Raw genomic sequence first — 14,037 nt, 5'->3', positions numbered from 1 at the left:
CACGCAGAGTTTGATCGTTCAAATTACGCCTCGACGACTCGTCGGACTCAATGACTCATCAAAGGAGAGAGACCATGACACGGCACACCACTCGGGCAGTCCTCGGCACGGGGGCCGTGCTGCTGGCCAGCACGCTCGTCCTCGCAGGCTGCGGCTCCGGATTCTCCGGCGATGACGACGCAGCGACCGATTCGGAAGGCCTCACGTCCTCCGATGACGGGCTCACCGTCCTCATCGGCTCATCCGGTGATGCTGAGACCGAGGCGGTGCAGGCCGCGGTGGACGCGTGGTCCGAGGAATCCGGCACCGACGTCTCCCTCCAGGTCGCGAGCGACCTCGGGCAGGAGCTCTCGCAGGGATTCGCTGCGGGCGAGCCGGCCGACCTGTTCTACCTGTCCACGGACCAGATCGCCGGGTTCGCCTCCAACGGCTCTCTCCAGGCCTACGGCGACCAGCTGTCGAACAAGGACGACTTCTACCCCTCCCTCGTCGAGAACTTCACGATCGACGACACGTTCTACTGCGCCCCGAAGGACTTCTCGACGCTCGCGCTCGTGATCAACACGCAGATGTGGACGGATGCCGGCCTGACCGACGCCGACATCCCGAAGACGTGGGACGACCTCGCCGCCGTCGCCCAGACGCTGACGACCGCAGACCACGTCGGCCTCGCCTTCGGCGCGGAGTACCAGCGCATCGGCACGTTCATGGCGGAAGCCGGCGGAGGCCTGGTCTCCGACGGCACCGCGGTCGCCGACGACGACGCGAACGTGGAAGCGCTCGCGTACGTGAAGTCGCACCTCGAGGACGGCACCTTCGCCTTCGCGAAGGATGTGGGCGCCGGATGGGGCGGCGAGGCCCTCGGCAAGGGCGCGGCCGCGATGGTGATCGAGGGCAACTGGATCACCGGTGCGATGTCGAACGACTACAGCTCGGTCGGCTACACGGTCGCGGAGCTCCCCGAAGGCCCCGGCGGCAAGGGCACCCTGCAGTTCACGAACTGCTGGGGAATGGCCGCCGACAGCCCCAACCAGCAGGCCGCACTCGACCTCGTCGAGTACCTGACCAGCGCCGACAGCCAGCTCGCGTTCTCGACGGCGTTCGGACCCATGCCGTCGATCCAGTCCGCATCGGAGGCGTGGACCGCGGACAACCCGGATCTCGCTCCGTTCCTCGCCGGCGCCGAGTACGCCCAGTTCCCGCCGAACCAGGACGGCGCGACCGACGTGATCGCGGACTTCAACGCCCAGCTCGAGACGCTGAAGAGCGGCGACCCGGCCACGATCCTCGGATCGGTGCAGACCAACCTCGAAGCGATCGTCGAGTAGTCATGGCCCAGCGGTCGACGCCTCGTCGCGGGGGTGCCTCCGGGCTCCGCCGCGGCGAGGCCGCCGCCGGGTGGCTGTTCACCGCCCCGGTGATCGCCATCCTCGGCGTCTTCCTCCTGGTCCCGGTGCTCATGGCGCTGTGGGTCAGCATGTCGGACTGGGCCGGTCGCGGCAGCCCGCTGTCGGGATCGGTGTCGTTCGTCGGCGGCGAGAACTACTCGGCCGTGCTCGCCGACGGCGGTCTCGCGACCAAGGACTTCGGCACGGCGCTGCGCAACAACGCCTGGTACGTGCTGCTCGTGGTCCCCCTGCAGACGGCGCTGGCGCTCTTCCTCGCAGTGCTCGTCAACCGGGCCATGCTGCGCGGCCGCGGCTTCTTCCGCACCGCGTACTACTTCCCCTCGGTCACCAGTTCGGTCGCCATCACGGTGCTCTGGCTGTTCCTCTTCTCCGCGAGCGGCGCTGTCAACGACGTGCTCTCGTGGTTCGGGATCAACGGCCCGAACTGGTTCAACGACCCCCGCGGCGTCCTCCAGCTGTTCCTCGGGGTGTTCGGCGTCGACAGCGGTCCCGCCGCGCTGACGCAGTCGGGCGCGCTGGGCATCTCCTGGTGGGACTGGCTCGCCGGACCCTCCGTCGCGATGAGCGCCTTCATCTTCATGGCCGTGTTCACGACCTCGGGCACGTTCATGCTCATCTTCCTCGCGGGTCTGCAGAACCTCGGCGGCGACGTCGACGAGGCCGCGATGATGGACGGCGCGAACGGATGGCAGCGGTTCTGGCGCATCACGCTTCCGCAGCTGCGACCGACCCTGTTCACCGTCCTCACCCTCGGTCTGATCGGATGCTGGCAGGTCTTCGATCAGATCTACACCGGTACCCGGGGTGCGCCGAGCAAGACCACCCTCACCCCCGCGTACCTGTCGTACCAGACCGCCTTCCAGAACCAGGAGTGGGGTCAGGGTGCGGCGATCGCCTTCATCCTGTTCGTCATCATCGTGGTCTTCACCCTCCTGCAGCGCTGGGTGCTCCGTGACAAGCCCGTGTCGCGCCGCCGCATCCGTGCCTACGAGATCGCCGGGAAGGGGAAGGCATCATGAGACTCTCCCCCAAGCAGCTCACGTGGCAGATCGTGCTTTACGCGGTGCTGATCATCCTCGCGGTGATCTACATCTACCCGTTCCTGGTGCAGGTCGCCACGAGCTTCAAGACCGATGAGGAGGCGGCGAGCTCGGGCATCTCGCTGATCCCCGAGGTGTGGAGCTTCGCGGCCTACGAACGACTGTTCGCCCGTTCGGACTTCCCCTCCTGGTTCGTCAACAGCGCGATCGTGACCGTGTTCGTCACGATCGGCCGGGTGTTCTTCAACTCGCTCGCCGGCTACGCGCTCGCCCGGCTCCGCTTCCGCGGCCGCGGCGTCGTGTTCGCGGCACTCGTCGCGGTCATGTCGGTTCCGACGGTCGTGCTGCTCATCCCGAAGTTCCTCGTGATCAACCAGCTCGGGATGTTCAACTCCTACGCGGGGATGATCCTGCCCCTGCTCGTCGACGCCGCCGGCGTCTTCATCATGAAGAACTTCTTCGAGTCGATCCCGGAATCGGTGGAGGAGCAGGCGCGGATCGACGGAGCCGGAACCTTCCGCATCTTCTGGTCCGTGGTGCTGCCGATGGCCACGCCCGCGCTGGTGACGATCATCATCCTGTCGTTCCAGGGATCGTGGAACGAGCTCAGTCACTTCATCGTGTCGACGAACGACCCGGCGCTGACCACGCTGACCAAGGGCGTCGCCTCTCTGGCCAGCGGACAGCTGAGCCAGGGCACGCAGTATCCTCTCAAGCTGGCCGCCGCGCTCATCATGACGATCCCCGTCGCGGTGATGTTCTTCGTCTTCCAGCGCCGCATCATGAATTCCACCGAAGGAGCCGTCAAGGAATGACCACCACCGCACCTCTCCAGCCGCTGCTGGACGCTGCCGTGATCGTGCTCGAGGCGCCGACCCAGGTGTGGTCGGACGACACCGGCGCGATGGGAGCAGATCCCATCCACGGCATCTACCACGGCGACGTCCGTCAGATCCGTGCGCTGGAGGTGACCGTCGACGCGACGAGGCTCGAGTCGATCGGCTGGTCGTCTCCGAGCCCGCAGCGGGTGGTCTTCACGGATGTGCTGCGCGGCCTGGACGACGCGTCGGCGGACCCGAAGGTGCGCCTGGACCGCGACCGCGAGGTCGCGGCGGGCTCGTTCACGGAGCGGATCCGCGTGTCCAGTCATCTCCGCGGCACGACGGCCGTCGGGATCACCGTGCATCTCACGCCGGATTTCGCGCCGATGCAGCTGGTGAAGGCCGGCCTGAGCGCGGACGCGGAGTGGACGTGGGACGGACGCACCTGCCGAGCCGGCGACGCCTCCTTCACACTGGTCGCCCCCGGAGCGGACGTCAGCTCGGACGACGAGCGGCTGACGCTGCGGTGGGAGCTCGATCTCGCGGCGCGCGGTGCGGAGACGGTCGGCTGGTCGCTCGAGCTCGCCGACACGACCCTCGTGGTGACCGCGCCCGCGCAGCCCGCCGCTGTCCTGCTCCCGGATGCCGCGGACCCGCGCGCCGCACGCTGGCTCGCCCGCGCCTCGGCCGACCTCGCCGCGCTGCGCCTGGCGACACCGGAGCACCCGGATGACGCGTTCTACGCCGCGGGAGCGCCCTGGTTCTTCACGCTGTTCGGCCGGGACTCGATCTGGGCGGCTCGGCTCGGACTCGCCGCCGACCCCGGCATCGCCGCCTCGACGCTGCGGGTGCTCGGGCGACTGCAGGGCACGAAGCATGACGCGTCGACGGCGGAGGCGCCCGGCAAGATCCCCCATGAACTCCGCAGCGGCGCGTTGATCCTTCCGGGCGAGGGCGTGCATCTCCCGCCGCTCTACTACGGCACGGTCGATGCGACGCCGCTCTGGGTCTGCCTGCTCGCCGACGCGCACGACGCGGGGATGCCCGATGACGAGCTCCGCGGCTTCCTTCCCGCTCTCCGCGGTGCCCTCGACTGGATGATCGAGCACGGCGACGCGTCGGGCAGCGGCTTCATCGACTACGCCGACGAATCCGGACACGGCCTCGCGAATCAGGGCTGGAAGGACTCCGGCGACTCGATCCAGTGGCGCGACGGACGGTTGGCCGAAGGGCCGATCGCCCTGAGCGAGGTGCAGGCCTACGCCTACGAGGCCGCCGTGCGCGGCGCCGACCTGCTCGACAGGCTCGGCGAATCCGGGGCCGAGGAGCTGCGCGCCTGGGCGGCCGACCTGCGCGCTCGCTTCCGGCATGCCTTCTGGGTGACGACCGCGGAGGGCCGCTACCCGGCGATCGCCCTCGACGCGCACGGCGCCGCCGTCGACACTCTGACCAGCAACATCGGGCACCTCTTCGGCACCGGCATCCTCGACCCCGAGGAGGAGCGCGTCTGCGCCGACCTGCTCGCCGGCGACAGCATGTCGAGCGGATACGGCATCCGCACGATGTCGACGGGAGCCGCCGGCTACTGGCCGCTCAGCTACCACGGCGGAAGCGTCTGGACCCACGACACCGCGATCGCCGTGCACGGCATGCTCCGTTCGGGGCTCGACGACGACGCCAGGGCGATCGCACGACAGCTGCTCGATGTCGCAGAGGGTTTCGACTACCGGGTGCCCGAGCTCCACGCGGGTGACGCGCGCATTCCCGGCGGACGGCCGGTCCCCTACCCCGCCGCGTGCCGCCCGCAGGCCTGGTCGGCCGCCGCCGCCGTCGTCTGCGCGCAGGCTCTGGCATGACGCCCCGCGACGCTCAGACGACGAGAACGCCGTCCTTCCAGACGCTGCGGACGAGCGGCACCCCCGGGCGGTAGGCGAGGTGGATGCGGGTGGGCGCATCGAGCAGCACGAGATCGGCACGGGCGCCCGGTGCGATGATCCCGACATCGTCGCGGCGGAGCGCCGCGGCCCCGCCGGCCGTCGCCGCCCAGACCGCCTCGGCCGGCGTCATCCCCATGTCACGCACGGCGATCGCGATGCAGAACGGCATCGACGAGGTGAAGCTCGATCCCGGGTTCGTGTCGCAGGCGAGTGCGACCGTCACGCCGGCGTCGATCAGCCGACGCGCGTCCGGGTAGGGCTGCCGGGTCGAGAACTCCACGCCGGGCAGCAGCGTGAGCACGGTGTCGGATGCGGCGAGCGCCGTGACGTCGTCGTCGGTCAGGTACGTGCCGTGGTCGACGGATGCCGCTCCGAGCTCGACTGCCAGGCCCACGCCGTCGCCCGGGCCCAGCTGGCTCGCGTGCAAGCGGGGCGCGAGCCCCCGGGCGATGCCGGCTTCGAGCACTCGGCGCGACTGCGGCACCGTGAAGGCGCCCGTCTCGCAGAACACGTCGATCCACCTCGCGTGCGGAGCGCAGGCGTCGAGCATCGGACCGACCACGAGGTCGACGTAGTCGTCGGCGCGGTCGGCGTACTCGGCGGGAACGACATGCGCGCCGAGGAACGTCACCTCGGGTGTCACCTCGGAAGCCAGGCGCACCAGTCGCTCCTCGTCGGCGACGCTCAGGCCGTACCCGCTCTTGATCTCGACGGTCGTGGTGCCCTGCGCGACCATCTCGTCGAGGAATCCGCGCAACCGGGCCCGCAGGTCGTCGTCGCTCGCCGCGCGAGTGGCGGCGACAGTCGAGCGGATGCCGCCCGCGGCATACTTCTGCCCCGCCATCCGCGCCTCGAACTCCGGGGCGCGGTCGCCACCGAACACGAGGTGGCTGTGGCTGTCGACGAAGCCCGGGATCACCGCTCGTCGACCCGCGTCGATGACCTCGTCGGCGTCCGGGGCTTCACCGGCCGGTCCGACCCACGCGACGCGTCCGTCGTCGATCAGCACTGCCGCGTCGAGCAGGGTGCCCGTCGGGTCGCCGGTGTGCGACGGATCGTTGGTCGTCAGCTCGGCGATGTTCGTGAGGAGCGTCGTCATGGCAGCAGTGTCTCAGAGCATCGGGATCTTGAGACCGCGATCACGGGCCACGTCACGGGCGTGTTCGTAGCCGGCATCCACGTGACGCATCACGCCGGTGCCGGGGTCGTTCGTGAGCACCCGCTCCAGCTTCTCGGCCGCGAGATCGCTGCCGTCGGCGACGGAGACCTGCCCCGCGTGGATGGAGCGGCCGATGCCGACGCCGCCGCCGTGGTGCAGCGACACCCAGGAGGCACCGGACGACGTGTTCAGCAGCGCGTTCAGCAGGGGCCAGTCCGCGATCGCGTCGGAGCCGTCCTTCATGGCCTCGGTCTCGCGATACGGCGACGCCACGGAACCGGAGTCGAGGTGGTCACGACCGATCACGATCGGGGCGGACAGCTCGCCGGATGCCACCATCTCGTTGAACTTCAGGCCGGCGAGGTGGCGCTCCTTGTAGCCGAGCCAGCAGATGCGCGCGGGCAGGCCCTCGAAGTGCACCTTCTCCGCCGCCTTCTCCAGCCAGCGGTGCAGGGCGGCATCCTCGGGGAACAGCTCGGCGATCGCCCGGTCGGTCTTGTAGATGTCCTCGGGGTCGCCGGAGAGCGCGGCCCAGCGGAACGGTCCGCGCCCTTCCTCGAACTGCGGGCGGATGTACGCGGGCACGAAGCCGGGGAACTCGAAGGCCCGCTCGAAGCCGCCCAGCTCGGCCTCACGACGGATGGAGTTGCCGTAATCGAAGACCGCAGCACCGGCATCCTGGAAGGCCACCATCGCAGCGACGTGCGCGGCCATGGATTCGCGGGAGCGGCGGGTGAAGTCCTCCGGGTCGCGCTCGGCTTCGGCCTTCCAGTCGGCGACGGCGATGCCGAGCGGCAGGTACGCCAGCGGATCGTGCGCGCTGGTCTGATCGGTGACGATGTCGATCGGCACACCACGGCGCAGCAGCTCGGGGAAGACCTCCGCCGCGTTGCCGACCACGCCGACCGAGAGGGCCTCACCGGCATCCTTCGCCGCGAGCACACGCGCGACAGCCGCGTCGAGGTCGGTCGTGTACTCGTCGAGGTAGCCGTGATCGACCCGCCGCGCGAGCCGTGACTCGTCGACGTCGACGATGAGGACCACCCCGTCGTTCATGGTGACGGCGAGCGGCTGCGCCCCGCCCATCCCTCCGGCCCCACCGGTGAGCGTGAGGGTGCCCCGCAGCGAGTCCCGTCCGAGCGAGCGGGCGACGGCGGCGAAGGTCTCGTACGTCCCCTGGAGGATCCCCTGAGTGCCGATGTAGATCCAGGATCCGGCGGTCATCTGGCCGTACATGATCAGCCCGAGCTCCTCGAGCTTGCGGAACTCCGGCCACGTCGCCCAGTCCCCGACGAGGTTCGAGTTGGCGATGAGCACTCGCGGCGCCCACTCGTGGGTGCGGAAGACGCCGACGGGCTTGCCGGACTGCACGAGCAGCGTCTCGTCGGGCTCGAGCTCGTCGAGGGTGCGCACGATCGCGTCGTACGCCTCCCAGCTCCGGGCGGCCTTTCCCGTGCCGCCGTAGACGACGAGATCCTCGGGGTGCTCGGCGACCTCGGGATCGAGATTGTTCATCAGCATCCGCTTGGCCGCTTCCGCGCCCCAGCTCTTCGCGGTGCGCTGGTCGCCTCGAGCGGCGCGGACGACGCGGGGTCCTGATGCGGTGTTGTCAGCCATGAATGTGCTCCTTCGCGATGCGGGCGACGTCGCCCGACTGGACGAGTGCGGTGACGGCTTCCATCTCGGGCGAGAGGAACCGATCGGGTCCGGGGCCGGCGACGACGGTGCGCACGAGGTCGCGCACGGCGCCGGTGGCGGGTCCCGCCTGCAGCGGGGCGCGCAGATCGAGCGCGCGGGCTGCGGTGAGGATCTCGATCGCCAGCACGCGACCGAGTCCGTCGATCGCACGGCGGAGCTTGCGTGCCGCCGCCCAGCCCATCGAGACGTGGTCTTCCTGCATCGCGGAGGACGGGATCGAGTCGACGGATGCCGGCACGGCGAGGCGCTTGAGCTCGGACACGATTCCCGCCGCTGCGTACTGCGCGATCATGAGGCCGGAATCGACGCCGACCTCGTCCGCCAGGAAGGGCGGCAGGCCGTGGCTGCGAGCGGGGTCGAGTGCCCGGTCGGTCCGGCGCTCCGACACCGAGGCGACGTCGGCGACCGAGATGGCGAGGAAGTCGAGCACGGCAGCCACCGGCGCTCCGTGGAAGTTGCCGTTCGACTCGATGCGGCCGTCGATCGTGATCACCGGGTTGTCGATGACGCTGGCGAGTTCGCGTCCGGCGATCATGCCCGCGTGGGCCATCGTGTCGCGCGCGGTGCCGTGCACCTGCGGCGAGCACCGCAGCGAGTACGCGTCCTGCACGCGACCGTCATCCGGCCCCTTGTGGCTGGCGACCATCGGCGAGGAGGCGAGGAAAGCCCGCAGGTTCGCCGCGGACTCGGTCTGCCCGGTCTGCGGGCGCAGGGCCATCAGGTCGGCGGCGAAGACGGCATCGGTGCCCAGCTGCGACTCGACCGACATGGCGGCGGCGACGTCGGCGGTGAGGAGCAGGGTGTCGAGATCGTGCAGTGCCAGGACGAGCATCCCGAGCATGCCGTCGGTGCCGTTGATCAGCGCGAGCCCCTCCTTCTCGACGAGCGTGAGAGGCTCGATCCCCGCGGCGGCGAGCGCCTCCGCGGCAGGAAGAAGAGAAGCCTCAGCGTCGCGGACCTCCCCCTCGCCCATGGCGGCGAGGGCGATGTGCGCGAGGGGCGCGAGGTCGCCGGAGCATCCGAGCGAGCCGTACTCGCGCACGACGGGGGTGATGCCGTTGTTGAGCATCGCCGCGTAGGTCTCGACGACGATCGGTCGCACGCCCGTGCGGCCGGACGCCAGGGTCTGCAGACGCAGGAGCTGGAGCCCGCGAGTGACCTCGACCTCGACCTCGGCGCCGGTCCCGGCGGCATGCGAGCGGATGAGGCTGGCCTGCAGCTGCAGCCGCCGATCCGGAGCGATGAACGTGGTCGCCAGGGCCCCGAATCCGGTGGACACTCCGTAGTGCGGGTGCGGGTCGGCGGCGAGCCCGTCGATCACCTGTCGGGTCGCGGCGACGCGGGTGAGCGCTTCGGTGTCGAGGACGACGGGAGCGCCGTGCCGTGCGACGGCGACCACCTCGGCGGGAGTCAGCGGCGATGTACCGACGAGAACGGGAGCGAGATCGACCATGTTCCGATTCCACACCCGCGGGGTCGCCGTCGACACCGGATCATGACAGGCTGTGTCTGTGATCCCAGACAACTCGGAGGCCGGAGGGCGCGGCGAACCGCAGGTGCCTGCGGCGGAGAACACGCTGCGCATCCTGAGCTACCTCGCCGGGAGGCCGGCGCCGGTCGCGGCGTCGGCGATCGCCCGTGAGCTCGCGCTCCCTCGGTCGACGGTCTATCACCTGCTGACGACACTCTCGGCGCACGGGTTCGTGCTCCACTTCCGGGAGGAGCAGCGCTGGGGGCTCGGCACGTCGGCGTTCGAACTCGCCGGCGGGTACGCGCGGCAACAGCCACTCGCCCGGCTGGGGCGCCCTCTGGTCGCCGCCCTCTCCGATCGGCTCGGGGAGAGCGCGCACCTCGCGGTGATGAGCGGCGGCGATGTCCTCTACATCGTCGAGGAGCGCGCACCGCGGCGGCAGGCGCTGGTGACCGACGTCGGCGTGCGGCTCCCCGCGCACCTCACGGCGAGCGGACGGGCCATGCTCGCGGCACTCCCCCGTGAGCAGGTGCGTGCGCTGTACCCCCACGCCTCGGCGTTCCCGGATCGCACGGGTCTCGGGCCTCGCCGCCCGTCGGAGCTGCGCGAGCTGCTCCGCGAGGTACGGTCGCGCGGCTACGCCACGGAAGACAGCGAGGTCGCCGACGGGCTCCGGTCCGTCGGATCGGTCGTGAAGGACCATGCGGGGTGGCCGGTCGCCGCGGTCGCGGTGACCTGGGCGGGCGACGGAGTCCAGGAGCGCGACCTGGCGGATGCCGTGATCGACACGGCGGCGGTCCTGGAGTCCCGGCTGAAGCGATGAGCGCACATGTCGCAGAGCTGCGACATCGCTGCGACACCCCCGCGACAACGGCTGGATACGCTCGAGTCATGAGCATCCCACGAACCGCCCTGAGCGCCCGACAGGTCCGCCGCGGCCTCGTCCTCGGCCTGGCGGCATCCGTCGTCCTCACCGGGTGTGCGAGCGGGTCCGCCGTCACACCGGAGCAGACCGCGAAGGCACCGGCGACGGCGTCGGCAGTGCCCGTCGCCGACGTGGCCACGGTGCCGGGATACGACGTGGGACAGTTCCCGCCGATTCCGCTGTTCGTGCTCCCCGACCTGTCGCTCCTCGACTCCTCGGCGTCGGCGTTCGCGATCGAGGTGAACGCCGCACTGGCCGACATCCCCGGTGTCACGGCATCGCCCGCGCACTGCGATGCGACCGGGACCGTCATCTCGGGGAACGGCACCGCGCTGCTGTACGGCGATGGCTCCGGATCCTTCACCGGCCCCGACGGGACCGTGCAGAACTTCGGCGACGGATCGGGCAACTCGACGATCAACGGCGTCACCATCCAGAACTTCGGCGACGGGTCCGGCACCTACAGCGACGGCGTGGTGACGATCCAGAACTTCGGCGACGGATCCGGCAACTACGCCGACGCGACGAAGACGGTGCAGATCTTCGGCGACGGATCCGGCAACTACGCGGACCAGACCGCGACCATCCAGAACTTCGGCGACGGGTCGGGCACCTTCGAGAACGGCGAGGTCAGCATCCAGAACTTCGGCGACGGATCCGGCAACTACCGCAGCGAGGACATCACCATTCAGAACTTCGGTGACGGCACGGCGCAGGTCGACGGTGAACGGGTGGATGCCGAACCGCTGCCCGTCGTCCCGGTCCTCGGCGTGTTCCCGCCTCTCCGAACGCTCGCGCCGCTCGAGTCCTGCGGAACGACGCTCACCTTCCAGGACGGGGTTCTCTTCGACTTCGATCGCAGCGACATCCGCGCGGATGCCGGAGCGACACTCGATGCCGTCGCCGACGTGCTCACATCGCTCGATGTCGCCCAGGCGTCCGTCTCCGGGCACACCGACTCGATCGGCTCCGACTCGTACAACCTGTCGCTGTCGGAGGATCGGGCCGACGCCGTCGTGAAGGGCTTGGAGGATCGCGGGGTCCGCACCGACCTCTCCGCCGAAGGATATGGTGAGAGCCGTCCCGTGGCGGCGAACGAGATCGACGGCGCCGACAACCCGGCCGGCCGACAGCTCAACCGCCGCGTCGAGATCTTCATCCCGGCCGCTCTCTGACACGAGAGGATGAGACACATGCGCACTCCCCGTCCATCCGCCACTGCGGCCGCGGCGATCATCCTCGCCGTCCTCCTCAGCGGATGCACCGTGCGGATCATCGATCCCGCCGCAGAGAGTCCCGGCGCGACGAGCGGCTCGACCGACACCGAGACACCCGCCGCCGAGACACCTGCCGCCGAGCGGCCGCCCACGAAGACGCCCGAGGCGACGGAACACGACGGGCTGGATGCCGAACATGCCGAGCACCGCCAGCGTCTGCTGGACTCCGTGACGACGACGATGCCGTGCCCGACCGGTCCGCTCCAGCAGGACGGCTCGATCATCCGCATCGAGGGAGCGTGCGCGGAGGTGCGGATCGACCTCGACGCCGGTGCCGTGATCGTCGACGACGTCACGACGATCCTGCTGAGCGGATCCGGGACGGTCATCTACGCGGGCACGCTCGGCGAGGTGCGAGTGAGCGGAAGCGCGAACGAGATCTACTGGACCGGCGAGACCCCACAGGTCACGGATACCGGCACGGCCAACGTCCTGAGGCGAGGCTGACGCGGATGGATGCCGGCGAGCGGCCGAAGATCCTCATCGTCGACGACGACGAGGCGATCACCGTCGCGCTGGCGGCCTTCCTCGGTCGCAGCGGCTTCGACGTCCGCGTGGCTGCGGACGGCCGCGCGGGCCTCGGCGAGGTGGAGCGAGAGGTGCCCGATCTCGTGGTCTGCGACGTCCTGATGCCGCACGTCGACGGCCGCGAGTTCGTGCGACGCGTTCGGGCGCGCCAGCTCTGGCTTCCCATCATCCTGCTCACCCAGGTCGGCGAATCATGGGAGCGCAGCGCCGCGCTCGATGAGGGTGCCGACGACTATCTGAACAAGCCGTTCGATCCGCACGAGCTCATCTCCCGCATCCGGGCCGTGCTCCGGCGCACAGCGAGGGGGGCCGTGCCGCTCCGGGCTGCCGAACGGCTCCGTTCGCTCGATCTGACGCTCGATCGCACCGCACGCCGCGTGTGGCGCGGCGAGAATGAGCTGACGGTGACGCCGAAGGCCCTGATGCTGCTGGAGTATCTGATGCTTCATCCGGAAGAGGTCCACTCGCGGGACCGACTGCTGTCCGCGCTGTGGGGATTCGACTTCGCCTCGTCGAGTCGCGCCGTGGATCATCGCATCGCGGAGTTGCGTCGCGTCCTGGGCGACAACGTCGCCGAGGTGCAGTTCATCGAGACGGTCCAGAGCCTCGGGTACCGCTTCCTCGCACCGGTGGTGGCGGGGTGAGCGATCGGCGGAGCGTCGCACTCGGCGTGCTGGCCGCCGCGCCGGTCGGACTGTGCGCCCTGGCCGCGGGCGGGATGGTGATCGCCGGCGACCACCGCGTGCTCGCGATGGAACTGGCGCTCCCCGGCGCGGTGCTGATCGCGGGCGCCCTGGTCTCGGCCATCCCCGGTGCGCTGCTGCTGTGGCGAGCGGCCGGCGCGCGATCGCGTCGGCGTGAAGCGGCGGCCGTGGAGGCGGCAGGGAAAGCTGCCGCGCTGCAGGAACGGACCCGCCACCAGCGCTTCCTGGCCAGGCTCGACCATGAGCTGAAGAACCCGCTCACGGCCATCCGCGCCACGGCGGTCGCCGCGCCGGACAGTGGGCAGAGTCCGGCCTGGCGCACCGTCGACGCGCAGGCGACGAAGCTCAGCACGCTCGTGCGCGACCTTCGGAAGCTCGCCGATCTGGAGACCCGGCCGCTCGAGCTCGAGCTCGTCGACGTCGAGCACCTGATCGCCGAAGCCATCACGGCGCTGCGCCAACAGGACCCCGCTGCAGGGGCGCGGCTCGAGTTCTCTGTCACGCGAGTGCCGTGGGCCGTTCCGCCGCTCACCGCGGACGTCGATCTGCTGTCACTGGCGATCGACAACGTGCTCGGGAACGCCGCGAAGTACTCTAGTGCAGGCCCCATCGAGGTGCGCCTGCGCGAACAGGACGGGTGGGCGGTGATCGATGTCGCGGATGCCGGCCGAGGTATTCCGGCGAACGAGGTGTCTCAGGTCTTCGATGAGCTGGCGCGAGCACAGAACGCCCGAGACGTCGCCGGGTCGGGGATCGGGTTGACGCTCGTCGCGACGGTGATGCGTCAGCACGGCGGTGACGTGTCAATCCGCTCCGTCGAGGGGTCCGGCACGCTCGTGACGCTCCGGCTGCCCATCCGGCGCTGACGCACTCGCTGCCTCGCGCGGCGATATCGGCTGTTAACGCAAGAAAGCCACCCAGCATTGGGTGGCTTTCTTGTCTAAAAGAAGTCCGGCGGTGTCCTACTCTCCCACAGGGTCCCCCCTGCAGTACCATCGGCGCTGTGAGGCTTAGCTTCCGGGTTCGGAATGTAACCGGGCGTTTCCCTCACGCTATGGCCGCCGAAAC

The 14,037-nt window shown here is 69.8% G+C and carries 12 protein-coding genes and 1 rRNA gene; 9 read left to right on the top strand and 4 right to left on the bottom strand.

The window, feature by feature from the left end; translation table 11 throughout:
* Positions 1–74: 74 nt before the first annotated feature.
* Genes LC452_RS21255 through LC452_RS21240 form a run of 4 tightly spaced genes read left to right on the top strand, consistent with a single transcriptional unit; the run spans position 75 to position 5,126 of the window.
* Entirely contained in the window at positions 75–1,328 is a 1,254-nt protein-coding gene (locus tag LC452_RS21255) for an extracellular solute-binding protein (RefSeq protein WP_223628877.1), read from the top strand.
* A 2-nt stretch (positions 1,329–1,330) separates the two neighbouring features.
* Positions 1,331–2,428, top strand: a complete 1,098-nt coding sequence (locus tag LC452_RS21250) for a carbohydrate ABC transporter permease (protein WP_223628876.1) — start codon at positions 1,331–1,333, stop codon at positions 2,426–2,428.
* Positions 2,425–3,264 (top strand): carbohydrate ABC transporter permease, encoded by an 840-nt coding sequence (locus LC452_RS21245; RefSeq protein WP_223628874.1) that lies wholly within the window; start codon positions 2,425–2,427, stop codon positions 3,262–3,264. Before LC452_RS21250 ends, LC452_RS21245 begins: the two co-directional genes overlap by 4 nt.
* Positions 3,261–5,126 (top strand): glycogen debranching N-terminal domain-containing protein, encoded by a 1,866-nt coding sequence (locus LC452_RS21240; protein ID WP_223628873.1) that lies wholly within the window; start codon positions 3,261–3,263, stop codon positions 5,124–5,126. Before LC452_RS21245 ends, LC452_RS21240 begins: the two co-directional genes overlap by 4 nt.
* 13 nt (positions 5,127–5,139) lie before the next feature.
* Here LC452_RS21240 and hutI read toward each other — a convergent pair whose 3' ends face one another.
* From hutI to hutH, 3 genes are read right to left on the bottom strand one after another with little or no spacing between them, the layout of a single operon-like run.
* Complete coding sequence (gene hutI, locus LC452_RS21235) at positions 5,140–6,306, bottom strand: imidazolonepropionase (protein WP_223628872.1); 1,167 nt, start codon at positions 6,304–6,306, stop codon at positions 5,140–5,142.
* A gap of 12 nt (positions 6,307–6,318) precedes the next feature.
* The gene (hutU, locus tag LC452_RS21230; protein WP_223628871.1) at positions 6,319–7,983 is read right to left on the bottom strand and encodes a urocanate hydratase; all 1,665 of its coding nucleotides are present in this window, start codon (positions 7,981–7,983) and stop codon (positions 6,319–6,321) included.
* Positions 7,976–9,517, bottom strand: coding sequence for a histidine ammonia-lyase (hutH, locus tag LC452_RS21225; protein ID WP_223628869.1), 1,542 nt, complete (start codon positions 9,515–9,517; stop codon positions 7,976–7,978). The genes hutU and hutH overlap by 8 nt, the downstream gene beginning before the upstream one ends.
* Before the next feature lie 58 nt (positions 9,518–9,575).
* Between hutH and LC452_RS21220 the strand changes: the two genes are divergently transcribed.
* From LC452_RS21220 to LC452_RS21200, 5 genes are all read left to right on the top strand, one after another.
* Entirely contained in the window at positions 9,576–10,358 is a 783-nt protein-coding gene (locus tag LC452_RS21220) for an IclR family transcriptional regulator (protein WP_223628868.1), read from the top strand.
* Positions 10,359–10,426: 68 nt separating this feature from the next.
* Positions 10,427–11,635, top strand: coding sequence for an OmpA family protein (locus tag LC452_RS21215; protein ID WP_223628867.1), 1,209 nt, complete (start codon positions 10,427–10,429; stop codon positions 11,633–11,635).
* Positions 11,636–11,653: 18 nt separating this feature from the next.
* Positions 11,654–12,184 (top strand): DUF3060 domain-containing protein, encoded by a 531-nt coding sequence (locus tag LC452_RS21210; RefSeq protein WP_223628866.1) that lies wholly within the window; start codon positions 11,654–11,656, stop codon positions 12,182–12,184.
* 5 nt (positions 12,185–12,189) lie between these two features.
* Positions 12,190–12,909 carry a response regulator transcription factor gene (locus LC452_RS21205; protein ID WP_223628864.1) on the top strand — a complete coding sequence of 240 codons (720 nt, stop codon included), beginning with the start codon at positions 12,190–12,192 and terminating at the stop codon, positions 12,907–12,909.
* Positions 12,906–13,835, top strand: coding sequence for a sensor histidine kinase KdpD (locus tag LC452_RS21200; RefSeq protein WP_223628862.1), 930 nt, complete (start codon positions 12,906–12,908; stop codon positions 13,833–13,835). The genes LC452_RS21205 and LC452_RS21200 overlap by 4 nt, the downstream gene beginning before the upstream one ends.
* Positions 13,836–13,918: 83 nt before the next feature.
* Here LC452_RS21200 and rrf read toward each other — a convergent pair.
* Positions 13,919–14,035 (bottom strand): 5S ribosomal RNA (gene rrf / locus LC452_RS21195).
* Between the last annotated feature and the right edge of the window lie 2 nt (positions 14,036–14,037).

The organism is Microbacterium sp. EST19A (assembly GCF_019969685.1).
Lineage (GTDB): Bacteria > Actinomycetota > Actinomycetes > Actinomycetales > Microbacteriaceae > Microbacterium.
The sequence above is the reverse complement of the archived record's forward strand: the minus strand, read 5'-3'. Positions and strand labels throughout refer to the sequence as shown.